Source organism: Rathayibacter sp. VKM Ac-2759, from assembly GCF_009834225.1.
Taxonomy (GTDB): Bacteria; Actinomycetota; Actinomycetes; order Actinomycetales; family Microbacteriaceae; genus Rathayibacter.
Genome location: NZ_CP047176.1, coordinates 736,769 through 761,977 on the forward strand (window position 1 = coordinate 736,769; position 25,209 = coordinate 761,977).

Below are 25,209 nucleotides of genomic sequence, written 5' to 3' on the forward strand. Positions count from 1 at the left end.
CGCGGAGGGTTCTGCATACTGAAGCAGCCGCCCCCAACAGGGAGCGTTCAGCTGCGACAGCGGAGGGTGGAGCGGTGTCGACCGTGCGCAACCGGGCCCCCGCCGCCCGCCGGACCGCCAGCCCCCTGCCTCTCTGGCTGGGCGCGGCGGGTCTTGTGGCGAGCCTGGCGCTGGCTATCCTGGCCGCCTCGACGGCCGCGGCGCCCGTGCGCGTGCTCGGCGTCCCACTGCCCCTGGTCCGCGGTGGCGCGGTGTGGATGAGCGCCGTCGGCTACCTGCTCACTCCGCTGCTCGTGTTCCTCGCGGCTGGGTGGGACCTCTCCTCCCAGCGCGCGAACAGCCTCCGCGATGCGCGGCGCTTCGCCCCCGATCCGCGGCTGACGCGCTGGCTGCTGTGGCTGTCGGGAGCGGCGCTCCTGCTCGGTGCGTGGCACATCCTCAACATCAGCGTCCCGGTGTCCGAGTGGCTCGGCCTGTGATCCGCCGCGCGCTCGCGGTCGTCGTCACCGCGCTCCTCCTCGTCCTGGGCTTCGGAGCCGCGGCGCAGGCTCAGACGACCGCCTCCTCCGCCTCGCTCACCGACATCGGGCGCGGGGCGATCGAGGACCTCCGCACGTGCCTCTCCTCCTCCGACGTCCTCAACGTCTACTACCTCGTCGACAACTCCGGCTCGCTGAACACCGGCGGCGACGACGATCGCGGATCCGATCCCGATGTCGCCCGCGCCGACATCCTCGCGGGCAGCCTCGCCGAGCTCGGCGGCCTGCGCGAGGACCTCACCGTCAACTGGGGCGCCGCCTTCTTCAGCCGCGCCTTCGAGCCGGCCGTCGACTGGCAGCAGTGGACCGGCGACAGCCCGGCGGCGCTCGCCGACACCATCCGCGCCAAGACCCCGGGCGGTGGCACCAACTGGCTCGCCGGCCTCCAGGGCGTGCAGTCGGCGCTGCAGAGCCAGCCGAGCGCCGGCTCCGCCTGCCAGCTCGTCGTCTGGCTGACCGACGGTGAGATCGACCTCGGCTCGGCCCAGGCGACGGCCGACGCGACCAACGCCCTCTGCGGCGCGCGCATCGACCCCGACGGCGCCGAGCCCGGCGGCTTCGGCGTGCTCGCCGCGCTCCGCCAGGCGGGAGTCGTCGTGATCGGCACGCTCCTCGCCGACGGCGATCAGCGCGAGGAGGCCCGTGTGATGTGGCCGCTCGTCGAGGGCAGCGGGGTGTACGGAGGCGGCACCGCCACCTGCGGACCCGCGACGGCACCCGAGGGCTCCGTCCGCGGCGCGGTGGTCGACGCCTCCGATCCCGCCGCCCTCGCCTCCGTCTTCCTCGAGCTCGGCGCCCGCATCGCCGGCGGCTCGCAGCAGGCCCTCGCCGCCGACGGTACCTTCTGGATCGACGCGGGCGTCTCGCGCATCCAGGCCGTCGTCACCGATCCCGCATGGACGCTGCAGCCGCCCGCCGGCTCCGGGCTCGGCACCCTCTCGGCGGCCTCGCCCGAGGTGCAGGTCAGCGGCTCGTCGGGGGCGCAGCTCGTGCAGCTCACCGTCGACCGCCCCGAGCTGCAGGGCCAGTGGACCCTCACCGGTGCCGACAGCGTCTTCTCGTTCAGCGACCTCCGCATCGTCTTCGACGACGCCAACCGGGTCGAGCGCGCCGAGGACGGCTCGCTCGCCGCCAGCCTGACCGCCCGGGTCGAGCGCGCCGACGGCTCCGCGGCCGACCTCTCGGTCTTCGGGCAGGCCGTCTTCACCGCGACCGCGACCGCCGACGGCACCACCACGGCACTGCCCGACGCCCGCATCGACGCGGCGACCGGAGTCATCACCGTGCCGCTGCCCGCCGACGTGACGGCCTCCGAGATCCTCGTCACCGCCTCCGTCGACCCGCTGACCACCGCGGCGCACCAGGTCGCTCTCGCCCCCGTCACCACGCAGCAGACGGTCACCACGGTGCTGCCCGCCGCGTTCCCGAGCGTCTCGTCGCCGGTCGTGCTCTCCGAGCTCACCGGGGCCGAGGGCCGGGCGGAGGGGACCCTCGCGATCCAGGGACCGGCCGCGGGCGGCGACGGCCAGGTCTGCGTGACGGATCCGCCCACCGTCACGAGCGACAACGCCGACCGCGCGGACAGCTGGGTGTGGACCTTCACCGACGCCTCGGGAGCGGCCCTCGCGCCCGGCGCCTGCGTCACCGTCGCCCAGGGCGCCTCCGCCGCTCTCACGGTGACCGCCGAGAACCCCGTCGCCGCCGACTCCTCCGTCACCGCGACCCTCCCGCTCGACATCCGCACCGCCGCCGGCAGCAGCGCGCCGCAGACGGTCGCGCTCTCGTTCCCGTCGACCTTCCCCGTCAACGCCGCCGCGATCGGCCTCGTCTCGCTGGTGCTGCTCCTGCTCGGGGTGCTCCTCCCGCTCCTGCTGCTGTGGCTGTTCAACCGCCGCAACACCCGGATCGCGATGGAGGGCTCGTTCCAGCGCGGCACGATCCCGGTCGAGATCACGCCCGAGGGGGTCCGCGCCGCGCCGACGGCGACGCGCCTCGACGAGCGCTTCCGCTACCTCCGCAGCGAGACCGGCGTGCGCGAGCTCGCCGACCCCGAGCTGGGGCGCCTGCGCGCGCACGTCCCGTGGTGGCCGCTGAAGGCGCCGAGCTACCGGGTCGGTCCGCCCGCGAACGGCGTCGTCATCGCCTCCCGCACCGGCACGCGCAGCACCTCGGCGGGCCGGCCGCTCGCCGACGGCGGAGTCGCGTTCACCTCCCTCCCGCTCGACGCCTTCTGGGCGATCGTCGTCCCGGAGCAGGAGCTCGACCGCCCGCGCGGCGACGACCCCGTCCGCGCGACCGCCGTGCTCTACCACCGTGTCGACCGCGACGACGAGGGGCAGTACGACCGCCGCCTCGACGACCTGCTCCGGGACTCCGGCGCCCCCGCCTGGGTCACCGTCGACACCCTCCGCCGCGAGCGGGCGGCGAAGCGCCCCGAGCCCCAGGAGCCGCCGAGGCCCCCGGCCCCCCGCGACGGCCCCCGGCGCGCAGCAGCGTGCCCACCCGGCCGGTCTCGCCCCCGCGACCCGGCACACCGCCTCCGCGACCCGGCGGCGCCCCGGCCGCCCCGGCTCGCCGCCGCCCCCCCCCCGCCCCGGAGGCGCCACACCGCCTCCGCCGCCCGGCCGCTCCGGCCCCCGGACCCCACCGCCCCGCGGCCGCTGACAGCGGCCCTCCCCACCTCGGTCGCGTGACAGCGACCTCCTGCGACACGACGAAAGCAGATCCTCATGCTCAGACCCTTCCTCCTCATCGGAGTCGGCGGCTCCGGCGGCAAGACCCTCCGCGGCATCAAGTACCAGCTCGAGCTCAAGCTCCAGCAGCTCGGCTGGGAGGGCGGCATCCCCGCCGCCTGGCGCTTCCTGCACTTCGACACCCCGACCGTGCAGGACGGCATGGAGTACCAGGCGCCGTTCCTGCCCCGGCAGGACTACCGCGGGCTCGTCAGCACCGCGGCGACGTTCGACATCGTGCACGGCTCGATCACGAGCGCCCACTCGACCAACAACGCGATGCGGCACGACATCGAGCGCCAGCTGCCCGACCCGCGCCTGGTGAAGGTCGACGTCACGAAGGGCGCCGGGCAGTACCGCGCCGTCGGCCGCGCCGTCGCGCTCGCCGCCACGAAGGAGATCGCGCAGGCCGCCCGCACCGCCATCGGCCGCATGAACGACGCGGAGGCGCTCGCCGAGCTGCAGACGCTCGGCCAGCGCCTGCGCGCCCGCGACGACGGCGGAGACGGCAGCCCGATCGTCATCGTCATCTCGTCGGTCGCCGGCGGCTCGGGAGCGGGCCAGTTCCTCGACGTGATCGAGATCGTGAAGTCGACCGCCAAGCAGTACCCGTGGTCGAACCAGTTCTTCAGCATGCTCTACGCGCCCGACGTCTTCGATCAGCTGAACGTCACCGCCGGCATGCCCGGCAACGCGCTCGCCTCGATCTCCGAGACCATGAACGGCTTCTGGACCGACACTCCGTCGCCCGCGACCCTGGAGCTCCTGCGCACCAAGGGCGTCGCCCCCTCGTACGGCGCCGCGATGGACCGCGTCGGCGCCGCCTACCCGTTCATCGTCGGCCGCAGCAACAGCAAGGTCACCTTCGAGGACCAGAACGCCGTCTACGACGCCGTCGCCACCAGCCTCACCGCGTGGATGATCGACGAGCGCGTGCAGGACGACATGATCGCCTACTCCTCGGGCAACTGGCAGGCCCGCTCGGCCGCCAACGTGCTGCCCGACAACTCAGGCCTGATGAGCCCGGCGCACCACTCGCCCCCCTTCTCCTCGATCGGCTTCGGCCGCGTGACGCTCGGTCGCGAGCGCTTCCTCGAGTACTCGGCCGAGCGCTTCGCCCGCTCGGCGATCGACCGGATGCTGTTCGCGCACGCCGAGGAGGATCCGCAGTTCGAGCGGATGACCGAGCGCGAGTACGTCGAGAAGTCGGCCGACAGCGAGTACCAGCGCTTCCTCCGCGAGCTGAGGCTCAACGAGGAGACGGCCGAGCACAACGACGTCACCGACGCGCTGCGCGATACCGCCGTTCTCGACCTGATCAAGGCCGAGCTGCAGCGCACGGCCGACGACGAGCTCAGCCGCCCGGAGTCGCTCGACCGCCAGGGCGGCACCGACATCACCACCTGGACCGACCGCCTGGTCAACGAGTACACGCGCACCAGCCCGCGCCTCCTGCACCGCGACCGCGAGGCGCGCCAGCAGCGGCTCGACGAGTGGACGCGGACCATGCCCGGCCACATCCTCGAGACCGTGTCGCGCTACGTCGCGCAGGACGGCCTCCCGGTCGTCGTCGCGATGCTCCGCCGCCTCGAGCGCGGCCTCAAGGGCACCGTCGACGCGCTGCGCATCGACGCGCGCCAGCACGAGGAGTGGGTCGGCACGCTGAGCTCCCTCGTCTCCGACGAGCTGCGCACCTCGGCCAACCAGCAGTCGATCCGCCCCGATCAGGAGGCGGTGCAGTTCGCGATCCAGCGGCTCGGCCAGGCGCTCGAGTGGTCCTCGGAGGCGGCGCTGCGCGACTCCGCGTGGGCCCTGCTCGCCGAGCTGCGCGAGACCTTCCTCGGCCCGCTCGCCGACTACCTCGACGGCTCCCGCACGGCGCTCCTGCAGCGCGTGCACTCGCGCAAGACGAGCGACGACCGCGAGAACGCCTACGAGTTCTGGCCGCGCCGCGTGGACGAGGCCGTCCCGCGCAAGTACAGCCCGGCGCCCAACGAGCGGATGCTCATCGAGCCCGAGAAGTACCCGGGCGAGTTCCAGAAGCTGGTGCGCGCCTCGGTCGAGGGCGACGCGAAGTACCAGGACGCCGTCCTGCGGGTCATCACCGACCAGCTCGTCGGTGTGAGCCCCGACACCGAGTCGGAGGCGGGCGCCTGGTCGCTCGTCGGCAACCCGCGCACCTGGCGGCCGACCGTGACCGCCGACCCGGCCGTCGCGAACCCGGCCCAGCGCGCCTCCTTCGAGCTCGCCACCGACCCCGAGACCTACGTGGCCCGGGCCCGCGCGTGGATGAAGCGCGACGGCACCCCGTTCGCCGCCTACATCGGCGAGGACCTGCTCGGCTTCTTCGACCGCGACGTCCTCCCGCCCGACGTGTTCGCCGCGCGCCGCGACCGCTACCGCGAGCAGCTCCAGGCCGCCCTCGGCGCGAGCGAGCCGCTGGTGAAGCTCAACCCGGCGCTGCTGCGCGCCGTGCACGGCAAGGCGATCAACCAGGACACGTCGCTCGTGTTCAGCTCGATCCCGTTCCGCGCGGGCACCGAGATGTACGAGGTGACCAAGGGCGTGCTCGCGCAGATGGGCGTCTGGGACGACGCGACCAGCGAGTCGTGGTTCCAGGACCAGAAGGTCGACGGCATCGAGGTCTTCGCGATGTCGGGCTTCCCCTACCAGCCGATCGTCATGGACTCCGTGATGGAGCCCATCGCCCGCGGCTGGCTCGCGCAGTCGAACACGCAGGACAGCCGCGAGGCGTTCTGGAAGTTCAAGCGCGCCCGCCTGCTCGGCGAGAGCATCCCCGCCGACCCGCGCGCCATCGAGTCGATGATCCGCGGCTGGTACGTCGCCAAGGCCCTCGGCCGCCTCGCCGTCGACTCGTCGCAGGGCGAGAAGGGGCCCAAGCTGTCGGTCTGGGACCCGTCGACGCGCTCCTACGCCGACTTCCCGCACCCGCTGCTCAGCGAGCGCAACGCCCGCCCCGCCGACTTCCCCGGCGTCGTGCTGCAGTCGCTCGCCATCGCGATGGCGCTCTGCAACGTCGAGGGCACCCTCGCACCGCTCGCCGCCTACCGCGTGCTCACCTCGCTCGGCGGCAGCCGCGGCGAGGAGACCGAGCTGGCCGAGTGGCTGCAGAGCGGCGCACTGCCGACCGGTGCGCCGGTCCCGGAGGCGTCCCGCGCCGGTTCCGCCGACGGCGACCTGGCCTCGCGCCGCGCCGCTGTGCAGGCGTACCTCACGAACGAGCTCGCCCGCTTCGACAGCGAGATCGTGCAGCAGGACGAGATGGTGTCGGTCTACGACTACCCGGTGACGTGGGAGATGCGGGAGCAGTTCCAGGACGCGATCCGCGCGCTCGTGTCGTCGGTGCTGTCGACCGGGCCCCGGGACACCGGAGTTTGAGCATGTCCGAGCGCGCCGACGGTTTCTGGCCCGACGGCAAGGCGGCGATCGTCCTGCTGCCCAGCGGCGCGCAGGGCGAGACCCTGCTCGAGCTCGCCGCGCAGTGGACCAAGACCGGCCTCCTGGGTCAGGCGCTCTGGGTGCTGCCCGAGCACGTGAAGACGTCCGAGTACGCGCCTCCGCAGATCGAGGCCGTCGTGCTCGGGGTGGGCGCCGACCTCGAGTCGGTCGCGATCTCGGTCGACCTCTTCGAGGCGCTGGCGGAGGAGCAGCTCGCCCTGGTGCGGCTGGTCACCCTCCGCTCGGCCCTCCCCGAGCGCCAGACCGACGCCGCGCAGGACGCGGTCGCCGATCTGGTGAGCCGGTGGGTGCGCACCTCCATGCCGCTGCCGAACCCCTCCGCCACCCTCGCCGACCAGACCACGGAGCTCCGCCGGGTGACGCTGATCTGCGCGCCCACCGCGTTCCAGCTGCGCGAGCGGGTGGAGGCGCACGAGCACGGCTTCATCGTCATCGCCTCGCCCGAGGACCGCTCGAGCCCCTGGTCGGGCGACGCCTTCGTGCGTGACGACGAGCGCTTCACCGGCTTCACCCTGACGCACCTGGCGAGCGTCGCAGGTCTCTGGAACGGCGTGACCGACGGCAGCGTCGAGCTGATGAGCCGCGAGAGCGACGGCGGCGACTCCGTCTGGATCTCGCGCGTGTTCCTCAACGCGGTGCTGACGGAGTCGCTCGGCCGCCGCGTCGCCGCCGGCGTCCTCGAGAACGCGGCCCGCCCCGACTCCCTGCTGATCGATCCCAGTGTCAGCCCGCCGCCTCCCGGCACCGCCTTCATCGAGGACGGCCAGATCGCCGGCTACGTCGACGGCATGGTCGAGGGCGCCCTGCGCCTCGACGGCGGAGCGCTCACCTACGACTCCGCGGGCGCGCTCGACGTGCCGGAGCCCGCGCGGATCGGCTTCTTCGCGCAGATCGGCCGCTTCTTCGCCTTCTCGGCCGGCAAGCTCGTGCAGATGCCGCGCTGGAGCGCCCGCTGGCTCTCCTCCAGCGCCAACCGCTCGATGACCCGCGCGCTGCACACCGACGAGGGCTCGGCCGTGGTCGGCTCGTCGCTCGACGAGGTGCTCGACGTGCGCGACCGATTGCTGCTCGCCGACCTCGAGCGCCTCCACGACGACGAGGGCCGCGCCCGCGTCGAGGCCGGAGCTCCCGCCGCGATGGCGCACGTGCGCACGACCCCCGGTCTGTGGGCCGGACTCCGCGAGCTGGTCTTCGGCGCCCTCGACGGCAGCGCCGACCTGCGCGACGCGGGCTTCGTGCCCGTCGAGGGCGCGGTGCCCGTGTTCGGCCGCGTGGGCGACGTGCTCGCGCTGCCCGACGGGCCGTGGGAGGCGAGCGGTCACGACGTGCCGCCGGGGTTCCCTGCGCGGGTGGACTGGTACGCGCTGGCGCTGTCGGATCCGCGTGCGCAGCTGCAGAACTGGGTGACGGCGTCGGAGGCGTCGGTCGCTGCCGACGTGCCCGTCGTCGAGCCGGTGGCCGTGGAGGCCGACACGGTCGACCCGCCCGCTCAGGAGTCGCCGGTCGAGGCGGACGCCGAGCCCGGCGTGGTGCGCATCGAGGTCCCCGCCGAGGAGCCCGTCGTGGAGCCCGTCTCGCCCGTCGTCGACCCCGAGGCCCGCCGCTCCGGTCGCCTTCAGGCCCTCGCCGAGTACGACCTCTGGGCCGGCGCGCAGAGCTCGTCGTTCGTCTGGCGCTTCCTCGACCGGATCGCCGGCGAGCGTCGCCGCGCCGAGGACGAGGTCTCGTACCTGGTCGGCGAGATCGACGCGATCCGCCCCCAGCGCGCGGGCGAGCTGCTGTCGCTGCGCCGCGACTTCCACCGCTCGATGCTCGTCGGCTGGATCACCGTCGTCGCCCTGGCGCTCGCCGTCGGCGTCGGCATCTGGTTCGTCAACGACTACGCGACCCGCAGCGACTCCTTCGATCCGCGCATCCTGACCTCGGTGCTCTCGTGGGCGCTCGTGGGTCTCGGCGGTGCCGCACTGCTCATCACCCTCGTCTCGCTCGTGAGGTACCACGCCGGCTGGTCGCGCTTCGAGCGCCGCATCGAGGTCGAGCGCACCCGCCTCGCCCACTACGGAGCGAGCGCCCGCCGTGCCCGCGAGGAGGCCGCGCGCCTGCGCTCGGTGCACCGGCAGGCCGTCGACTGGCTGGTGCTGCTCTCGAAGGCGATCCACCGGCCGTGGCACGTGCCTCCCGTGTGGACCCAGCACGAGACCTTCGACGTCGAGCGCGGCCACATGCCCTTCGCCGTGCGCCTCGCCACCGTCAGCGGCGAGGAGACCGCCGCCGTCGCCCGAATGCGCGCCGCGATGACCTCCAAGCTCGTGAGGCGAGGATGGCGCCACGAGGCCTTCGAGTCGCTCGTGCAGGAGATGGCCGCCGACTACGGAGCCGGTCAGGGCTTCGGGCTCTCCGCCCTCGACGAGGACCTCCCGCACTCGTCGAACCACACCCGCCGGATGCTGCTGCGCGCGTTGGACGACGAGTCCCTGCTGACGCGGATCGCCGCCCCGCGCCTGGCCGACATCGTCGCCTCCGTCCAGCGCGACGAAGAGTCGATCGCCCGCCCGCGCGTGCGCCCGATGGGGGTGAATCCTCTGAACGCCCTGCGCCGCCCCGAGGACTACGAGGGCATCGAGCTCGACCTCCCGTGGGACGACTTCCTGCTCGAGTCGCTCACCCGCGCCGACCCGATGACCCCGGTGAGCGCCACGGTGCTGACCGAGCTGCAGGTGGGGGAGCGGTACCACGAGCGCGTGACGAGCTTCCTCGTGGCGCCGTCGCGTCTGCAGGAGCGGCTGCGCTTCGACCCGGCCGCGCCGATCCATGTGGTGCCGTACGAGGGGGCGACGGGTGCACCGGTCGATCTGGTGTGGCGCGTCGATGTCGTCGGCCCGGTGCCGCGCGCGGCGATCCGGCTGTGGGACGGGGCGCGCTCGGTCTCGGAGCCTGTGGTCGCACCCGAAGGCGATTCGGGGGTCTAGCGGTGGGAGCGCCTCCGCCGCCTCGCCCGGGAGCGTCGCGGCAGGTGGCGCCTCCGCTGCTCCCGGCGCGCGTCGTTCGCCGCCGGGCGCCCTGGTGGGCGTTCGTCGTCGCTGCGGTGGCCGCTGCAGCCGTCGCCTTCGCCGTGGTCGGAGTGGGCGAGACGGTCGGCGCGCCGGTCGCGACGGAGACGTCTTCGCCGGTCACGTCGGCTCCATCGATGTCGCCCGCTGCGTCTCCGACGGTTCCTGCTGCCGCAGATCCTGCGTCCGCCGCTCTCGCCGCTCTCGCCGCCCTGCCGTCCGACGATGGACGTGCCGACATCCCCTACGACCGCGACCTCTTCGGCGAATCGTGGAAGGACGTCGACCGCAACGGCTGCGACACTCGCAACGACATCCTCGGCCGCGACCTCCTCGACCCCGTCTTCAAGCCCGGCACCCGCGACTGCAAGGTCCTCTCCGGCACCCTTATCGACCCCTACGACGGCACAGCGGTGTCGTTCGTCTCCGGCTCCGACACCTCCCGCCTCGTGCAGATCGACCACGTCGTCGCCCTCGGCTGGGCCTGGCAGCACGGCGCCTGGGCCTGGACCGACGAGCAGCGCCTCGCCTTCGCGAACGACCCGGCGAACCTCGTCGCGGCCTCGGAGGCGACGAACCAGTCGAAGAGCGACGCGGGGCCGGGGGAGTGGCTGCCGCCCGCGGCGGAGCTGCGGTGCGGGTACGTCGAGCAGTTCGTGGGGGTGGTGAGCGGTTACGGGCTCGGTATCGGAGCGGAGGATCGCGCGGCGGCGGAGACGGCCCTTACTCAGTGCGCGGGACAACCCCAGTGAATATCGCGGAAAGTCCTTTGCTCCATCCGGCCAATTGACCGGAAGTGAGCAATCTTCTCGCTAACACGAACGATTCTCGGCGCTGGTAGTACGAGCCATTTCTAGCCTCGAGAAATGCCTCCCCTGACGCCAGCCGATCTTTCACTCGAACTCGGCGTGTCACAGCGCCGCATCCGAAGTGTTCTCCGCGCCGTCTATGGCGTCCTGCCCGCGCAGGAGACTCGATGGGAGTTGACGGACGAGCAGGCGCAGACCGTCCGCGATCGCCTGCTTCGGCGCGACACGAGAGACCAACGTTTCACTCTCGAGGTCGGCGATCAAGTCTTCCGCCGCTCGATCCATGCGGCTTACGGCGGGCAGCAACAGCAGGGAATCGTCACCCCCCGCTCTCTTCCAGAGATCTTTATCTTTACGGATCCTGCGAAGGGCGCGCGATACGGCTACGACCGCTACGAGGGTCTTCGCGAGGACGGTTCGTACTCGTACACCGGCGAGGGGCAGGTGGGAGACCAGGTCTTCCTCCGGGGTAACCGGGCACTGCGCGATGCCGCTCTCGACGGTCGTCTCATCCGTCTCTTCACGGTTCAGGGGACCAGGGTCACTTATGTCGGCGCCTTCACCACCGGAACGCCGACCTATCGGTTCGAGGAGATTCCGGACACCGAGGGAACCCTTCGCCGCGGCATCATCTTCACCCTCGTCCCTATTGCCGCCGACGTTGAGCGCCTCCCCACCTACGGCGGACAGCGGGTTGCCGAGGCTGCTCTGACGGAATGGTCGCCGCCTGAGTACTCCGATGTCGTCGTGGCCGGGGTAGACCTGAGTCCGGTCGACGAGCGAGTCGTCTCGAGAGTGGAGTTCGAGCTCCAGGCCGCCTTCGGTCTCTGGCTCACAGAGAACGGAACGCCGCCGAGTCGTCTGACTCTTCCCGCAGGAGCGTCACGAGTGGAGCCCGACCTCTACGTCCGCTCCAGTGGGTGGATTGTGGAGGCCAAGAAGTCGACCGCCCGCGCATACGTTCGAACGGCCATCGGCCAAGTGCTCGACTACGCGCACTTAGCGAACCGCGAGGGCCTGGCTGCAGTCCCGGTGATTCTGCTTCCAGGACGACCCGAGGAGGATCTTCTGCAGCTGATTGCACGCCTCTCGATCATCGCTGCGATCCGGACGGACGACGGCTTCGATCTCATCGACCCTTAGGCGTCACGGTGGAGCAAGTGAACGGCGGGAAGGTCCGGTGTGGCCCAGGTCACTGTCACGAGCTCGGAGGGCAGCAGCCACCTGAGCTCATCGTGATCAGTGCTCGAGGTCGGTCTTTCCTTGGCCAAGACAGCGGAGTAGCAGTGCAGGCGAATAAGGGCTGAGGGCGTCATCGTCGTGTCGACCGTGACGAGGTCGCCCACCACGATCTGCACGCCCAGCTCCTCACGAATTTCTCTCTCGAGAGCCTGCTGGGGAGTCTCTCCCGTCTCGATCTTGCCGCCGGGGAACTCCCAGAACCCGGCGGACGCCTTACCCTCGCGTCGGCGGCAGGCGAGCACGTCATCGCCATCCGTGATGATGGCGGCGACGACGTCGAGAGGCTTCACCTGATGATCTTGCCTGCTCAGCGACGACTCCGACGCGCTCCTGCGCCTCACTTCCTCAGCGGGTCGTTCCCCCAGTTCATCAGCGAGTACCGCCACTTCGTCTCGGTCACGTCGCCCGACGGCCGCTGCTTCGAGTGCCGCGCGACGTACGCCGTGACCTTCTTCATGTGCGCGTAGTCGTCATCGGTGAGGTCGGCCTGCTTGGTGCCGAGGATCTCGATGATGCGGCGGCCGCTGTGGTGGCCGGTCGACTCGCCTCCGCTTGCAGGCTTTTGCCCCACCTCCTTCGACTCGTCCTTCTCCAGCCAGTCCTCGAGCTGCTTCGCGGTCATGTTCACGGCGTCGTGGAACTCGTCGCGGATCGTGCGCTTCTCGTCGTCTGAGGTCATCGTGTCCTGCTCTGCTCACGCCCCCGGGATGGGGTACGCATCTACCCGAGCGCCCTGTCGCCGAGAGGTCAAGCCCCATGCCCTCGCGCACCCGCCGACGTAGCGTCGAAGGCGTCCGCACTCGCGTGACCACCAGCAGAGAAGAGGCAGTCATGCCCTCACGCAACACGCTCGTCCGCAGCCTCCACGACCTCGGTGCCGCCGCCTGGTTCGGAGGCTCCCTCATGGGCGCCGTCGGCCTCAACGGCGCCGCGTCCACCTCCTCCGACCCGGCGGAGCGCCTCCGCCTCGCCGCGAACGGCTGGGCCCGCTGGACTCCGGTGCAGCTCGCCGCGATCGCCGCGCACGGAGTCGGGGGCATCGGCCTCATCCTCGGCAACAAGACCCGCCTCGCCAACCAGCAGGAGAGCCGTACGAACACGATCGTCAAGACCGTCGTGACCGGCCTCGCCGGCGCCGCCTCGGTGACCGCCGCGATCGCCGGCGCGACTCAGGCGAAGCACGCCGACGAGGGCGCCGAGGGCGTCACGGAGGCGTCGTCGAGCAACTCGCCCGAGCTGACCACCGCGCTGCGCGTGCAGAAGGTGACGCAGTGGGCGATCCCCGTCCTGACCGCCGTCATCATCATCCTCGGCGCGCAGCAGGGCGAGCAGCAGCGCCCGGTGAAGGGCCTGTTCGAGACCACGGCGCGGATGTTCCGCAAGTAGGCACTGGAGCGGGGTCGAGGGCTTCTCCTCGACCTCACGGGCGCTCCAGAGTGGCGACAAGCGGTTCGGTCAGATGGCGTCGGAGCCGGGCGCGATGAACTCCACGCGGTTTCGGGGCGCGTCGGATATCGCGCGGGCCTCGGCCTCGATCGCGATGCGGAGGTCATCGGCCGCGATCCAGTACTCCGCCGGGTCGGACTCGATGGTCTCGAGGTACCGATTGCACGCCTTGTACATCGCTCGGAGCGGCAGGCGAGCGGGCGAGGTCGCGCGCAGAGACCGCATCGTCGTTCTCACCTCGTTCCGGACGCTCAGCACCGAAGCCCGCATGCGGTCGAAACCAGATCCTTCGGAGGTGTCCGGAGAGTCGATCCGAATCCGGCGCGGGACGAGGAACACGCGTCGGCGGCCGAGGTCGAGCATGAGGAGGTCGAGTGCGTTCCACTCGGCCTTCCTCTCGACCGCGGACTGATGTCTTGACTCGATGTACAGGGTCGCGCCGGCACCCACTACGGCTCCGATGATGGCGGCGAGCAGTTCATCCATCTCTGGAGGCTATCCGCCGCGACGACTACTGCGCGGCGTCGACGACGGCTCGCCTGATCTCCGACCACGGCGTCGCGCCTCCGCTCAGAGCACGAACGGCGGTCAGACCTATCGAGTCGACGGCTGCGTCCTCAAGGGCACGGCGGGAGAGAACGTGGACCTCCCACTGCGACAAGTCGAGCGGCTCGTAGTCGCTGTGCTTCAGCGCCGTCTGAGCGCAGAAGACGTAGACGGCGGCATTCAGAGTGCGCGCGCCTCGTGGACCGGTCCGCAGACCGGAGAAGACCTGTCAGCTGTAGCCGGCTTGGGGCCAGGCCTGCAGAGGAGCCGTCGACTTGACTTCGATGGTGATGCCGTCGAATTCGAGGTCGTACGCCTCCCATTCGATGCGGCGGACGTCGTTCAGTCCTAGAGCTCGCGCGACCAGGAACTCGGCGAGATAGCCGCGGGTGTTGTTCATCGTCAGGTCGCTCATCGCGAAGCGCCAGAAGTCGAGGACGCGTGCGTCGAGACCGATGAACGGCTCGTCGCCGGTCAGTGGGTCGCGCTGGTCGGGCGGTGTGATCGCCATACTGCCCCCTACGGCGTCGCCGTGCAGAGCGCCGTCGCGAAGGCGCCCGTGCTCGTCTGCTCGGCGATGACGGTGCCGTCGAGGGTGATGCGGCACGTGATGTCGCCCTCGTCGTCGGCGCCGTTGGTCGCGGTGAGGGTGAAGGCCTGGAAGGCGGCACCGGTCTGCGCCTCCAGTTCCTCGGTGAAGGGGAGCGCGACGCCGGTCGCCTGCTCGACGCCGGGATCCGCGTCGTCGAAGGTCGCGTAGACGACGGTGGCGTCGGTGCCCGCGCCGGTGACCTCGTACACGAGCGGCACGGTCGGGCCGTCGGTGGCGTTCGCCTGGGCGGTCTGGATGGCGTTCGAGACGCCGGTCGCGAAGCCGGCGGTGTAGACGATGGCGAGGACGACCGACAGGACCAGCGCGACCGCGTTCAGGATCACTCCGGCGATCGCCGTGCCGCGAGTGCGGTTCTTGAGGAACAGCGCGACGATGCCCAGCACGAGGCCGATGAAGGCGAGGAAGCCCGAGACGTAGTTGACGATCGGGATCACGGCGCCCACGAGGGCGAGGACGCCGATGATGAGTGAGGCGAGGCCGAGGCCGTTTCCCGTCTTGGCGGGAGCGGGGCCCGGACCGGGGCCGGACTCGGGGAACACGGCGGGGTTGTACTGGGTCATGAGGCGATCATCCCAGCCGTGCGGGCCCCGCGCCGCGATTGACGCCCCTATCTCTACATAGGTAGCCTCGCCGCATGACTCCGCTCTCCCGCGTCACCGCCGCCACCGCGGACGTGCTGCGCACCCTCCTCGACTCCGACGGACCCACCTGGGGGATGCTCGTCATCAAGGCGACCGGCCGCCCGGCGGGCAGTGTCTACCCGATCCTCGAGCGGCTCGAGGGCGCCGGCTGGGTGACCTCGGCGTGGGAGAAGGACACCGAGCGCAGCGGACCGCGCCGGCGGCTCTACGAGCTCACCCGCGAGGGGGCGGAGGCGGCACCCGCCGCGATCGCGCGCGTCGCGGCCCCGAGCCGTCCCCTCACCGTGGAGGCCCGCGCATGAGCGTCCTGCTCCGCCTGCTCGCCCTGCTGCTGCCTCCGCTCGCGCGCACCCGCTATCGGGAGGAGTGGCTCGCCGACCTCGCCGGTGCGGAGGAAGCGGGTCTGCCGCGGCGCTCGGTCGTCCTCGGGGCGGCTTCGCTCCTGCTGACGATCGACCGCGACAGTCCGCTGCACACCGGCGACCCCCGAGGGCTGCTCCCGCGACGCCTCGCGCGCCGCGGCGTGGCCCTGGCCGCGGCGGCCGGTGTGGTGCTGATCGGGACCTACCTCACCGGAGGTGGCATCGTTCCGGAGGCGGGGGCCGCGTCGCCGGCGGCCGTCGAGCTGCTCGGGGTGCTCGGCCGGGTCGTGGTCGGGGTCGCGCTGGTCATCGCAGGGCTCGCCATGATCTTCCTCCTCGGCGCCGCGGCGACCGCGCGGACCCTGCTGGCCCGCATCGCCTCGGCCGCCCTCGTCATCGGCCCGGTCGTCGTCGCCTTCGGGATCTACGGGTTCCAGGTGCCGGCCATCGTGCCCACCGTCGGCTTCGTGGTCTTCTTCGGCGGGATGATCTGCGGACTCATCGTGCTCATCGGGTCGCGCACGATCCACCTCGAGCGCCGGACGGCGACGCGCCGGCAGCGGGTCCCCGTCGCCCTCGGCGGCGCGGCCGGCGTCATCGCCCTCGTGGTCGTCGGAGCCGTGGACCTGCTCGTCTGGAATCCGATCGCCAAGGTCCCGGGTCTCGAGCTCTCCGCGATCTACGCCGAGATGGTGACGCGCGACGGCTTCGACATCGGCGCGAACACGGCGTGGGTGACCGGGTGGGCGGCCTTCTGGATCGCTGCCGCGATCGTCGTCGCCGTGGCGGCCCTCCCCGGGCGCGAGTCGCCGCTCACTCCGCGACGGCTGATCGTCCTGATGCTCGGGCTCATTGGCGGCGCCGTCTTCTTCCGCTTCTTCGCGGGCTTCGGATTCGGCATGTCGATCGCCGACACGTTCGGCACGAACGGCGGCGACGGCTCCTTCGTCTCGGCGCTGCTGCCGTACCTCGGTCAGCTCGCGCTGGCCGGTGCGATCCTCGCGGTCGGCTGGGCGCCGCGCGTGCCCCTCAGGCCGGTCGAGACCGCTGCGGTCGGCTGACGGGCGCACAACATCAGCTGACGAGGCACTCCCTCGGCTGTCGGGGGAGGCCGGTCACTCTCAGCTGATGATGCGCGCGCAGAAGCGGGGCCGGCGGATCACCCGCCGACCCCGCCTCCGCTGCGGTGACTACTTCTGAGCGGTCCGCCTGCGCGTCGCGGTCAGCGCCAGCGCACCCGCGCCTCCGGCCACGAGTGCGAACGCCAGGGCGGCGAGCCCGGTCGTCCCCTCGGTGCCGGTGTGCGCGAGGGCCGCGGCGGGCTTCGCGGTGGCGGTCGGAGTCTCGGACGGCGCCGGGACCACGGGGACGGCGGTCGCGGTCGCCGTGGCGGTCGGCTCGGGCGAGGCGGTGGGTACCGCCGTCGGCTCAGGCGACACCGTGGGCTCCGGCGTCGGCTCCGTCACCGGAAGCTCCGGAGTCGAGGCCGGGGCCACGCGGTGCAGCGTCGCCTGCTCGTAGTCGTACGACATCGCGAGCAGCGCCGCGTCCTGGCTGCGCGGGGCGGCCAGCTCGAGGCCCGCGGCCGCTCCGGTCGAGGTGAAGCCGGCCGGCAGCGAGACGGTCGGGACTCCGGTGTTCGCGCCGACGTCGCAGAACGTCGTGCCCGCCCAGTCCGGAGTCGCCGAGGTCGCGCTGGTCGGCATCGCCAGAGCGTCGAGATCGTTGTCGATGAAGAACTGGTCCATCGCCGCCTTGCCCGCGTCCTGAGCGGCGATCGCCGCATCGTAGGCGGGGTTCGGGATGTCCGCGTTGCTCTCGAAGAAGGCGACGTCGTCCGGCAGGAGGGAGGTCTTGCCGTCGGCCATCACGTCCGAGAACGTGAGGGCGTCGGCCGGCTCGGTGAGGGCGGCGAGGCCCTCGGGCCAGGTCGCCTCGGTGTCGGCGAAGAACGAATCGATGCCCGGGCGCATGTCGAGGTAGCCGCCGCTCACGAGCGTGCCCGAGACGAACTCGCGGGTGAACGTCGGAACCTCGACGATCTCGGCGCCCTGCGCGGCCAGTTCGGCGACGGCCTGGTCGATCAGCGCCGTCGTCTCGGCGAGACCGGGGCGGGCCGGGTCCTCCTCGTAGTCCCAGCGCACGTAGCCGATGCGCTTGCCCTCGAGGGCGGTGTCGCTGAGCCCCTCGACGTAGGTCGAGCTGTCCTGCTCGTCCGCGATGACGGTCAGCGGGTCGGTCGGGTCGTAGCCCGCCAGCACCTCCATCAGCAGCGCCGCGTCGGTCACGGTCGTCGTCATCGGACCCGAGACGTCCTGGCGGGGCGACAGCGGGACGACGCCCGTGACGCTGGTCAGGCCCATCGTGGGGCGGTAGCCGACGAGGCTCTGGTGCGCGCTGGGCCCGACGATCGAGCCGCAGGTGTCGGTGCCGAGGCCTGCGGGGGCGTAGCCGGCGGCGACGGCCGCGCCGGTGCCTCCGCTCGAACCGCTGGCACTGTTGGCCTGGTTGTAGGGGTTGTGGGTGCGGCCGCGCTCCGAGCTGAGCGTGTAGGTGCCGTGCCAGGCGAACTCGGCCATGTTGGTCTTCGCGAGGATGATCGCGCCGGCCGCACGCAGGCGCTCGACCGCGGTGGAGTCGAGCTTGGTCTGGTAGGTGTGCAGGGAGGCGCTGCCGGCGGTGGTCGGCATGTCGAACGTGGCGTAGTTGTCCTTCACCAGGATCGGGATGCCGTGCAGCGGTCCGCGGACCGTGCCGGCCGCCCGCTCGGCGTCGAGCTCGGCGGCGGTCGCGAGTGCGTCCGGGTTGGCGAGGATCACGGCGGCGAGGCCGGGCTGGTCACCGTAGGGGTCGTCGTACGCGGCGATGCGGTCGAGGTACTGCTGGGTCAGGGCGACGGAGGTGGTCGCGCCCGACTCGAGGAGCGCGAGCGCGTCGGTGATGCTGAGGTCGACCACCGCGGGGGGCGGTGGTGGCCGCGGCCTCGGTGACGGTCGAGCCGAACGCCGAGGGGGCGGCGAGGGCGGCGCCGAGGGCGAGTCCGGAGCAGAGGGCGGTGGCGGCGGAGAGTCGGGCGACCCTCCGGAGGGGGGAGTGAGACAAGCGTGAACCTTCGGATCGAGTGGGAGGGGGCTTGGAACCTCCCCAGTCTCGGGGTGGTGTGTTGCCGCCCTGTTTCCGGCCGGGGTCGATCGAGCGCGCGTGGCGTCCCCCTTCGCGGGGGTGATCGGGAGGCGTGCCCTCTCCACGACTCCGCTGCCGCCGGCGACCGGCGCACAACATGTGCTGAGAAGGGACGGCCTCCGCCGTGGGGCGAGGGACCCTGCTCTCAGCTCATGTTGTGCACCTAGCGGCGACGACGTGCCTCAGCGACAGTCGATCACGCCGTCGTCCGCCATCGACACCCCGTCGGTGCCCTTCACTCCGAGGCGGAGACGAGCTTGCTCCCCGGTCCACCGCAGGTCGTAGTCGCCGGCGCTGAAAGGCGCGTAGCCGTCGTCCGCCCAGTAGTCCTCGACCCATTCCGCGACCGCGGAGCCGGGCCGCACCACTCCCACCGATCCGCCACCCGCGCGGAGGAACCCGAACTCGCGCACGACGATGCGGCAACCGCCGTCGCTCACCGACGGGAGCACCGAGTACCAGCTCGTCGTGAACAGGAGCGAGAAGAAGACCGCGCACGGAACGCAGATGATCAGCAGGAGCGCCCCCGCGACGCCGATCGCGGTGCGGACCCAGGAATCGGCGCGCGGAGCCGCCGGGAGCACGAGGCCGACCAGCACCGATACCACGCCGCCCGCGAGGAGGACGAGCTCGATCCCGAAGAACGTCGGGACGACCGGGCCGATCACGATCGTCCCCCAGCCCAGCGCCTCCTGAACGCTCAGGTCGGCGACGCGGTAGAGGGGCGCTATGGGCCCCAGTACGCCGAGCGCGACGACGGCCACCAGCTGCACGACGCCCGCAGTGAGCAGGCGACCTCCGAGGCGCGGCGCGTCAGCGGGCTGCTCGGTCACCGCGCAGATCCGCACTGCTCCCGACGTCCTCCGGCACGTGGGTCAGGATGTCGCCCGGCTGGCAGCCGAGGACCTCGCAGATGGCATCGAGGGTCGAGAAGCGGACGGCCTTGGCGCGGCCGTTCTTGAGGATCGAGATGTTGGCGGTGGTGATGCCGACGGCGGCGGCGAGGTCGGTGACCGACATCTTGCGCTTGGCCAGCTCGACGTCGAGGTTGATCACGATCGCCATCAGACGACCTCGGCGAGCTCGCTGCGCTGCTCGACGGCGAGGTGCAGGAGGCGGCGCATCACGACCACGAGCAGGGCGAGGGCGGCGCTCGCCACGGCGACCAGGGCGAAGGCGAGCGCGGGGAGCGGGGCGGGCACGGCCGCGAAGACAGCGACGGCGCCGACCGTCGCGAGGACGGAGCCGGCGACGAAGGCGCCGATCGCGAGGTCGACCCAGAGGTCGGAGCGGTGATCGCCGGCGAACAGCGCGTCGTCGCGGGCGAGGGTGAGCAGGCGCCAGATCGACACCAGCACGACCTCGATGCAGAGCACGCCGGCGACGACCACGGCGACCAGGACTCCGTCGACGGGCCCGCCGTCGAGGGCGGTGAGGGCGACCGAGCCGACGCTGAGCTGGACCAGCAGCGAGCCGAGCAGGAGCAGGACGAGCAGCGCGCGGAGCGCGACGAGGACGGTTCGGGGCATCGGGAGCTCCTGTATCGAATATCGTGCGGTTCGTATCGATTGTCGATACTGTCACCTCTCGAGACCGGCGGCAAGGCGCCTCCGGGGACAGGTGGCACGATGGCGCGGTATCGACGACTCCTCGGCGCGGCTCTGCTCGCTGGAGCACTGCTCGCCGGCACGCTCACCGGCTGCTCGGCGGACCACGGGCCGGGGCTCGACGCGGCCCTGGCGCTGGACGACTGCGTGCTCGAGAGCGCCACGGACTCGCGGCCGCGGCCGCTGCTGTCGCGGTCGGTCCCGGCCGTGTTCGACGTCGAGGTGACCGCCTCCGAGGAGTGCACCGTCGACCAGCTGATCGCGACCGCGACGACGGTCGCGCAGGCCGCGACCGAGGCGCTCGACGGCGTCCCCGCCGGGCTCGCCTCGAGCGGGTTCACCCAGCGCATCGACGACGACGTCTTCGCGATCGCCGACGTCCACGCCGATCCGCGGGCGGTCGTCGCCGCGCTCGAGGGCTGGGACGCGCTGCGCCGCGATGTCGACGGCACCGTGGCGGTGCGGACGTTCGACGGCGACTCCGTGATCGAGGTCGGGCTCGCGGGCAGCACCGACACGGCGATCGGTGTGCTCGGGAGGTTCCTCGCGGCCGGCTCGGCGATCTCGCAGGGGGTTCCGGAGTGGACCATCGGCCGACCGGCCGGTGGCGGGCTCCCCGCGTCCGAGGTCGTCGTGCACGGTGAGCGGCCCGCGGAGGAGCTGCTCCGTCTGGCGCAGGAGATCGAGGCCGCCTTCACCGGGGCGGCATCGATGCAGCTGGGCGCGACGGTGCTCAGCTTCTCGGTCCTCGACGGCGCGGGCGGCGCGGGGCGCTCGCTGACCGACTCCGCCGCCTGGCCGTCGATCCTCGGCACGATGACGGCGATGACCGACCGGGGGAGCGGCTACGGCATCGGCGGAGTGGTAGACGCGGAGGCGGCGGACGGGTCGGGCCGGGTCGTCGACGACTTCGCCGCGGCGAGCACCGACTGCGTCGCGCCTCCGGGAGGCGGTGCGACCACCCGGGCCGCCTTCGACCACCTCGCGACCGTGATCAGGCCGGCGCACCCCGGGCAGTCGTTCCCGCAGGCCGGTCTGAGCGCCCCCGCGTGCCGGTGATCCGCAGAACCGCCTCACAACCAAGGCTGAAACGACTCGATACCCGAATTCTCGACGTTCCGCTCGATCCAGCCTCAGTTGTGCGGCCCGGCACCGTCACACCGCCCACCCCGCCTCCGCGAGCGCGAGCGCCGCGTCGGCGCGGGGCGAGTACGGCAGGTCGACGCCCCGCACCACGCGGTAGTCGGTGTCGCCGGGGCCGACCCAGAGGATGGAGTCCTCGGCGCGCGCGTCGCCGAGCGCGGCACGGACGGCCAGCGCGGGCTCGGCGACCTCGCGCACCTCGCAGCCCCGCCCGAGAGCGCCCTCGAGCAGGGCCCGGCGGATCTGCGCCGGATCCTCGAAGCGCGGGTGGTGGTCGGTGACGATCACGAGGTCGGCGCGGTCGGCGGCGGCGCGGCCCATCGGTGCGCGCTTGCTGGGGTCGCGGTCGCCGTCGGCGCCGAGGATGACGAGCACGCGACCCGGGGTCACCTCGCGCAGGGCGTCGACGGTGCGGGCGACCGAGTCGGGGGTGTGCGAGAAGTCGACGTAGAGGCGCGGCCCTCGGGCCCCGGACACGAGCAGGGTGCGGCCCGGCACCGAGACGTCGATCCCGGAGGCGAGTGCCGCGGCGATCGCGGACCGCGGGTGCCCCGCCTCCGCCAGCATCACGATCGCGAGGGCGGCGTTCGAGGCCATGTGCCGGCCGATCAGCGGGACGGAGGTGGTCATCGACCAGCCGTCGGGGGCGGTGAGGGCGAGGCGCGTGCCGGTCGCCGTCGTCGCGAGCACGTCCACGGTCCAGTCGGCGTCGCGCGTGCCGACGGTGACCACCGGCACCTCCGCCTCCGCGGCGACCGTGCGACCCGCCTCCGTGTCGACGACGACGACTCCGCGGCGGCTCCGATCGGGCCGGAAGAGCCGCTGCTTCGCCCGGAGGTAGGTGCTCAGATCACCGAAGTCGTCGAGGTGGTCGTGGCTGAGGTTGGTGAAGCCGGCGACGTCGACGACGATCCCCTCGAGGCGCGAGCGGACGAGCGCCTGCGCGCTGACCTCGATCGCGGCGGTCTCGACGCCGTCCTCGACCATGCGCGCGAGGAGCGCGTGCAGCTCCGACGCCTCCGGAGACGTGAGGCGGCTCGCGACCGCGTGCTCGGCACTGCGCCGCTCGGCCGTCGAGCTGATACCCGAGGTCACTCCGAGCTGCCGCAGCACGGCGTCGAGCAGGTGCACCGTGCTCGTCTTGCCGTTGGTGCCCGTCACCCCGAGGAGCGTCGGCCGCACCCGGTCGGTGCCGTGGACGCGGGCGGCGACGGTCCCCAGGGCGACGCGCGGGTCGGGGCTCACGAGGACGGGCAGTCCGGAGGCGCGCGCCGCGGCGGTCCCGGCCTCGTCGGTCAGCACGGCGACGGCACCCGCCGCGGCGGCTCGGGCGGCGAACTCGGCGCCGTGCGACCGGCGGCCGGGGAGCGCGGCGAAGAGCGCCCCCGCTCGCACCTCGCGGTGCGACACGGTGACGCTCGTGACCACGACATCGCCGCGGCCGCCGAGCGTGAGCCCGGCGGCCGCGGCGAGCTCCTCGAGACGGGCCCCTGCGCTGAGGCGCGGCTCGAGGAGCCGGAAGTCCGGCACCCGCTACTTCGCGGTCGGCCCGTAGAACGAGCTGATCTCGTCGAGCTCCATCTCGGCCGTCGTCTGGATGAGCTTCAGCAGATCGGGGTCCAGGCCCGGTGCGTACTCCTCGAAGCGCTCGGGGGCGATGACGGAGGGCACGCCCTCGGGTGCCTGCTCCTTCGACTCGAGATCGGTGCCGTCGTTCGACGGCGAGGCGCCGCGGAAGATCTTGCCCGCCTCCGACGCGCCCTCGAGGTCGAAGGTGTACTGCTTGCTCTGCAGTCCCAGGTCGAGGAGCTTCTTCACCTCGGGGAACTTCTCGGCGTTCGTCTTCGGGATCGGCAGGGTCTTCTTCCAGTCGATGCCGAGGGTCTCGAGCGCCTTCGCGTAGGCGTTCTCGTGCGCCTGGTCGCGGACGATGAGGTAGGCGATCGTCGAGCGGGCCGTCTTGTTGGCGGTCATCTCGTAGATGCGCGACTTCTGCAGGCGACCGGTCGACTCGAGCATGAGGTTGTAGAGCAGGTCGAGCACGAGGTTGCCGGAGTTGTAGACGTAGCTGCCGCTCCACGGGTTGCCCACGGAGTCGACCGGCAGGGCGCCCTGCGCACCGACGAGATAGTGGTGGATGTTGCTCGTGTCGAGCGCGATGTTCAGCGGAGTCGCGCCGCCGGCACCGGGCTTGTCGAGCGGGTCGGTCGGCTTGCCCTGGTACTGCGGCGAGCCGTCGAGAAGGCGCGAGATGGTGGTGCCGATCAGCTCGACGTGGCTGATCTCCTCGGTGCCGATGCCCTGGATGAGGTCGCGGTAGGGCTTCGCGTCGGCGCCGCGGAAGTTCATCGCCTGGAAGAGGTACTGCATCATCGTCCGCATCTCGCCGAACTGACCGCCGAGCCCCTCCTGGAGCGCGTTCGCGGCTGCGGGATCCGGCTCGTCCTGCTCGATGTCGTTGATGAGTCGCTGCACGTGGAAGAACACCATTGCCTCCAGAAGGATCGGGAGCCTTCAGCGTCCGTCGTGCTCCGGCCGCTTGCTAAGGGCCTTGCCAGGGAGGGGTCGGGTGACGGACACTGCCTCGCCTAGCGCAGCGCGAACGCCTCCCGGTAGACGCTCTCGAGCTCGGGGGAGTCGGGGCCGCTCAGTCCGCAGGTGAGGATCGTGCCGCCCGACGCCGCCACGAGGTAGTCGACGCCCTGCTCGAAGGTGATCGGCGCGCCGTCCACGGCCGACTCCGGCGACTGCGTGACCTCGACCGAGTCGGCGACGTCGCCGGCGTACCGGTCGACGACGCTCAGGGTGACGACGCCCCGGTCGATGCCCGTCACCTCGGCGCGGAACGCGACCTCGGCGGGCTGGAGCGCCGCCGGGTCGACGGGTGCGCACATCGCCATCGGGCCGCCGGTCGCGGGCAGCTCGAGGGTGGACGCGGCTCCGCCTCCCACCCCGAAGGCGAGCGGCAGCAGGAGGGAGGCGGCGGCGCCCGCGCTCAGGGCGCCCACGCCCGCGATCGTCCAGCGCGAGCGGCGGGTCGGCGTGTGCCGGGGGGCCTCGTCTCCGGTGGCCGCCGCGAGGTGCGCGGCGAGCTCGTCGGCGGTCAGCGGGGCCAGCGCACGGGCCGGGTCCGCGGAGCGCATCCGCCAGCGGACCTCGTCGTCGTCGATTCCGGTCATCGGGATCCTCCTGCTCTGATCTGCGCGAACAGCTCGGCGAAGCGCCGCCGGGCGCGGTGCAGCCGGATCGACGCGGCGTTCGGCGTGACGCCGAGCACGTCGGCGATCGCGCGGGAGTCGAGCTCCTCCCACGCCCAGAGGCGGAGCAGCTCGGCGTCCGATTCGCGCAGGCGCGCGAGGACGAGGCGCACGGTCTCGTCCGACTCCGAGGGCCCCTCCTCTGCGTCGACGCGGACCTGCGGCGGGTCGACCACGGCGATGCGCTGCGCGAGGAGCACCTGGCGGCGCTGCGTGCGGCGCGCGTTCTGCAGCTGCAGCCGCGCGACTCCGATCGCCCACGGCACCGGGTCGTCGGGGATGTCGTCGGGGCGGCGCCAGAGCACCGAGAGCGTCGCGGCGAGCACGTCGTCGGCCGTCGCCTCGTCGGTGCGGCGCCAGAGGTAGCGGCGGACCGGATCGGCGACCGCGGCGGCGACCGCGGCGAACCGGTCGGGGCCCGCGAGGGGAGCTGGCATGTTCCTCATGCTCCCCTGTGTCCGGGAGGCGCGCGCCGCTTTCACCCGGCGCGCCGGGCGCCTCGGAGGAGCGTCGCAGGCGGGGCCGGGCCCTCGCTACTCTGGACCGCCCCCACCCGCCT

Annotated in this window: 23 protein-coding genes; 10 read left to right on the forward strand and 13 right to left on the reverse strand. The window is 72.2% G+C overall.

The window, feature by feature from the left end; translation table 11 throughout:
- The first annotated feature begins 74 nt into the window (after positions 1 to 74).
- The 6 genes from GSU68_RS03360 (at position 75) to GSU68_RS03385 (ending at position 11,753) form a co-directional block, all read left to right on the forward strand.
- Positions 75 to 479, forward strand: coding sequence for a hypothetical protein (locus GSU68_RS03360; RefSeq protein WP_159905696.1), 405 nt, complete (start codon positions 75 to 77; stop codon positions 477 to 479).
- Positions 476 to 3,232 carry a hypothetical protein gene (locus GSU68_RS03365; protein ID WP_159905697.1) on the forward strand — a complete coding sequence of 919 codons (2,757 nt, stop codon included), beginning with the start codon at positions 476 to 478 and terminating at the stop codon, positions 3,230 to 3,232. The genes GSU68_RS03360 and GSU68_RS03365 overlap by 4 nt, the downstream gene beginning before the upstream one ends.
- A 36-nt stretch (positions 3,233 to 3,268) precedes the next feature.
- Complete coding sequence (locus GSU68_RS03370; RefSeq protein WP_159905698.1) at positions 3,269 to 6,670, forward strand: tubulin-like doman-containing protein; 3,402 nt, start codon at positions 3,269 to 3,271, stop codon at positions 6,668 to 6,670.
- A 2-nt stretch (positions 6,671 to 6,672) separates the two neighbouring features.
- Positions 6,673 to 9,720, forward strand: a complete 3,048-nt coding sequence (locus GSU68_RS03375; RefSeq protein ID WP_159905699.1) for a hypothetical protein — start codon at positions 6,673 to 6,675, stop codon at positions 9,718 to 9,720.
- A gap of 44 nt (positions 9,721 to 9,764) precedes the next feature.
- Positions 9,765 to 10,553, forward strand: a complete 789-nt coding sequence (locus GSU68_RS03380) for an HNH endonuclease family protein (protein ID WP_159905700.1) — start codon at positions 9,765 to 9,767, stop codon at positions 10,551 to 10,553.
- 114 nt (positions 10,554 to 10,667) lie between these two features.
- Positions 10,668 to 11,753 carry a hypothetical protein gene (locus GSU68_RS03385; protein ID WP_159905701.1) on the forward strand — a complete coding sequence of 362 codons (1,086 nt, stop codon included), beginning with the start codon at positions 10,668 to 10,670 and terminating at the stop codon, positions 11,751 to 11,753.
- Here GSU68_RS03385 and GSU68_RS03390 read toward each other — a convergent pair.
- Complete coding sequence (locus GSU68_RS03390; RefSeq protein WP_159905702.1) at positions 11,750 to 12,142, reverse strand: (deoxy)nucleoside triphosphate pyrophosphohydrolase; 393 nt, start codon at positions 12,140 to 12,142, stop codon at positions 11,750 to 11,752. The two genes, GSU68_RS03385 and GSU68_RS03390, sit on opposite strands and share 4 nt — an antisense overlap.
- A 47-nt stretch (positions 12,143 to 12,189) precedes the next feature.
- Complete coding sequence (locus GSU68_RS03395) at positions 12,190 to 12,531, reverse strand: DUF3140 domain-containing protein (protein ID WP_159905703.1); 342 nt, start codon at positions 12,529 to 12,531, stop codon at positions 12,190 to 12,192.
- Positions 12,532 to 12,683: 152 nt separating this feature from the next.
- Between GSU68_RS03395 and GSU68_RS03400 the strand changes: the two genes are divergently transcribed.
- Complete coding sequence (locus GSU68_RS03400; protein WP_159905704.1) at positions 12,684 to 13,238, forward strand: hypothetical protein; 555 nt, start codon at positions 12,684 to 12,686, stop codon at positions 13,236 to 13,238.
- A gap of 69 nt (positions 13,239 to 13,307) precedes the next feature.
- Here GSU68_RS03400 and GSU68_RS03405 read toward each other — a convergent pair whose 3' ends face one another.
- The 3 genes from GSU68_RS03405 to GSU68_RS03415 all read right to left on the reverse strand — a co-directional run bounded on the left by GSU68_RS03405 (position 13,308) and on the right by GSU68_RS03415 (position 15,017).
- The gene (locus GSU68_RS03405; RefSeq protein WP_159905705.1) at positions 13,308 to 13,784 is read right to left on the reverse strand and encodes a hypothetical protein; all 477 of its coding nucleotides are present in this window, start codon (positions 13,782 to 13,784) and stop codon (positions 13,308 to 13,310) included.
- A gap of 289 nt (positions 13,785 to 14,073) precedes the next feature.
- Positions 14,074 to 14,355 carry a hypothetical protein gene (locus GSU68_RS03410; protein ID WP_159905706.1) on the reverse strand — a complete coding sequence of 94 codons (282 nt, stop codon included), beginning with the start codon at positions 14,353 to 14,355 and terminating at the stop codon, positions 14,074 to 14,076.
- An 8-nt stretch (positions 14,356 to 14,363) separates the two neighbouring features.
- The gene (locus tag GSU68_RS03415; RefSeq protein WP_159905707.1) at positions 14,364 to 15,017 is read right to left on the reverse strand and encodes an MmpS family transport accessory protein; all 654 of its coding nucleotides are present in this window, start codon (positions 15,015 to 15,017) and stop codon (positions 14,364 to 14,366) included.
- 74 nt (positions 15,018 to 15,091) lie between these two features.
- Between GSU68_RS03415 and GSU68_RS03420 the strand changes: the two genes are divergently transcribed.
- Together GSU68_RS03420 and GSU68_RS03425 are read left to right on the forward strand one after the other, a co-directional pair.
- On the forward strand, positions 15,092 to 15,400 hold the full coding sequence (locus tag GSU68_RS03420) for a helix-turn-helix transcriptional regulator (protein ID WP_159905708.1): 309 nt from the start codon (positions 15,092 to 15,094) through the stop codon (positions 15,398 to 15,400).
- A complete protein-coding gene (locus tag GSU68_RS03425) occupies positions 15,397 to 16,521 on the forward strand; it encodes a hypothetical protein (RefSeq protein ID WP_159905709.1) in 1,125 nt (374 codons plus the stop codon). The genes GSU68_RS03420 and GSU68_RS03425 overlap by 4 nt, the downstream gene beginning before the upstream one ends.
- Before the next feature lie 129 nt (positions 16,522 to 16,650).
- Here GSU68_RS03425 and GSU68_RS03430 read toward each other — a convergent pair whose 3' ends face one another.
- The 4 genes from GSU68_RS03430 to GSU68_RS03445 all read right to left on the reverse strand — a co-directional run bounded on the left by GSU68_RS03430 (position 16,651) and on the right by GSU68_RS03445 (position 20,172).
- Entirely contained in the window at positions 16,651 to 18,417 is a 1,767-nt protein-coding gene (locus GSU68_RS03430) for an amidase family protein (protein WP_159905710.1), read from the reverse strand.
- Between the two features lie 408 nt (positions 18,418 to 18,825).
- The gene (locus tag GSU68_RS03435) at positions 18,826 to 19,476 is read right to left on the reverse strand and encodes a hypothetical protein (protein WP_159905711.1); all 651 of its coding nucleotides are present in this window, start codon (positions 19,474 to 19,476) and stop codon (positions 18,826 to 18,828) included.
- A complete protein-coding gene (locus GSU68_RS03440) occupies positions 19,457 to 19,708 on the reverse strand; it encodes a helix-turn-helix transcriptional regulator (RefSeq protein WP_159905712.1) in 252 nt (83 codons plus the stop codon). The genes GSU68_RS03435 and GSU68_RS03440 overlap by 20 nt, the downstream gene beginning before the upstream one ends.
- On the reverse strand, positions 19,708 to 20,172 hold the full coding sequence (locus GSU68_RS03445; RefSeq protein ID WP_159905713.1) for a DUF2975 domain-containing protein: 465 nt from the start codon (positions 20,170 to 20,172) through the stop codon (positions 19,708 to 19,710). The genes GSU68_RS03440 and GSU68_RS03445 overlap by 1 nt, the downstream gene beginning before the upstream one ends.
- Before the next feature lie 99 nt (positions 20,173 to 20,271).
- Between GSU68_RS03445 and GSU68_RS03450 the strand changes: the two genes are divergently transcribed.
- On the forward strand, positions 20,272 to 21,309 hold the full coding sequence (locus tag GSU68_RS03450) for a hypothetical protein (protein ID WP_159905714.1): 1,038 nt from the start codon (positions 20,272 to 20,274) through the stop codon (positions 21,307 to 21,309).
- Positions 21,310 to 21,405: 96 nt separating this feature from the next.
- Here GSU68_RS03450 and GSU68_RS03455 read toward each other — a convergent pair whose 3' ends face one another.
- The 4 genes from GSU68_RS03455 to GSU68_RS03470 all read right to left on the reverse strand — a co-directional run bounded on the left by GSU68_RS03455 (position 21,406) and on the right by GSU68_RS03470 (position 25,087).
- Positions 21,406 to 22,923, reverse strand: coding sequence for a UDP-N-acetylmuramoyl-L-alanyl-D-glutamate--2,6-diaminopimelate ligase (locus GSU68_RS03455; protein ID WP_159905715.1), 1,518 nt, complete (start codon positions 22,921 to 22,923; stop codon positions 21,406 to 21,408).
- 3 nt (positions 22,924 to 22,926) lie between these two features.
- A complete protein-coding gene (locus GSU68_RS03460; RefSeq protein ID WP_159910101.1) occupies positions 22,927 to 23,880 on the reverse strand; it encodes a manganese catalase family protein in 954 nt (317 codons plus the stop codon).
- A 101-nt stretch (positions 23,881 to 23,981) separates the two neighbouring features.
- Positions 23,982 to 24,572, reverse strand: a complete 591-nt coding sequence (locus GSU68_RS03465) for a hypothetical protein (RefSeq protein WP_159905716.1) — start codon at positions 24,570 to 24,572, stop codon at positions 23,982 to 23,984.
- Complete coding sequence (locus tag GSU68_RS03470; protein WP_159905717.1) at positions 24,569 to 25,087, reverse strand: sigma-70 family RNA polymerase sigma factor; 519 nt, start codon at positions 25,085 to 25,087, stop codon at positions 24,569 to 24,571. Before GSU68_RS03470 ends, GSU68_RS03465 begins: the two co-directional genes overlap by 4 nt.
- Positions 25,088 to 25,209: the final 122 nt, after the last annotated feature.

Coding starts and splice junctions, on each gene's coding strand:
- GSU68_RS03470 (WP_159905717.1), bottom strand. CDS start 25,087: ATGCCAGCTCCCCTCGCGGGCCCCGACCGGTTCGCCGCGGTCGCCGCC.
- GSU68_RS03395 (WP_159905703.1), bottom strand. CDS start 12,531: ATGACCTCAGACGACGAGAAGCGCACGATCCGCGACGAGTTCCACGAC.
- GSU68_RS03445 (WP_159905713.1), bottom strand. CDS start 20,172: ATGCCCCGAACCGTCCTCGTCGCGCTCCGCGCGCTGCTCGTCCTGCTC.
- GSU68_RS03405 (WP_159905705.1), bottom strand. CDS start 13,784: ATGGATGAACTGCTCGCCGCCATCATCGGAGCCGTAGTGGGTGCCGGC.
- GSU68_RS03385 (WP_159905701.1), top strand. CDS start 10,668: ATGCCTCCCCTGACGCCAGCCGATCTTTCACTCGAACTCGGCGTGTCA.
- GSU68_RS03375 (WP_159905699.1), top strand. CDS start 6,673: ATGTCCGAGCGCGCCGACGGTTTCTGGCCCGACGGCAAGGCGGCGATC.
- GSU68_RS03400 (WP_159905704.1), top strand. CDS start 12,684: ATGCCCTCACGCAACACGCTCGTCCGCAGCCTCCACGACCTCGGTGCC.
- GSU68_RS03465 (WP_159905716.1), bottom strand. CDS start 24,572: ATGACCGGAATCGACGACGACGAGGTCCGCTGGCGGATGCGCTCCGCG.
- GSU68_RS03415 (WP_159905707.1), bottom strand. CDS start 15,017: ATGACCCAGTACAACCCCGCCGTGTTCCCCGAGTCCGGCCCCGGTCCG.
- GSU68_RS03420 (WP_159905708.1), top strand. CDS start 15,092: ATGACTCCGCTCTCCCGCGTCACCGCCGCCACCGCGGACGTGCTGCGC.
- GSU68_RS03370 (WP_159905698.1), top strand. CDS start 3,269: ATGCTCAGACCCTTCCTCCTCATCGGAGTCGGCGGCTCCGGCGGCAAG.
- GSU68_RS03425 (WP_159905709.1), top strand. CDS start 15,397: ATGAGCGTCCTGCTCCGCCTGCTCGCCCTGCTGCTGCCTCCGCTCGCG.
- GSU68_RS03450 (WP_159905714.1), top strand. CDS start 20,272: ATGGCGCGGTATCGACGACTCCTCGGCGCGGCTCTGCTCGCTGGAGCA.
- GSU68_RS03410 (WP_159905706.1), bottom strand. CDS start 14,355: ATGGCGATCACACCGCCCGACCAGCGCGACCCACTGACCGGCGACGAG.
- GSU68_RS03440 (WP_159905712.1), bottom strand. CDS start 19,708: ATGGCGATCGTGATCAACCTCGACGTCGAGCTGGCCAAGCGCAAGATG.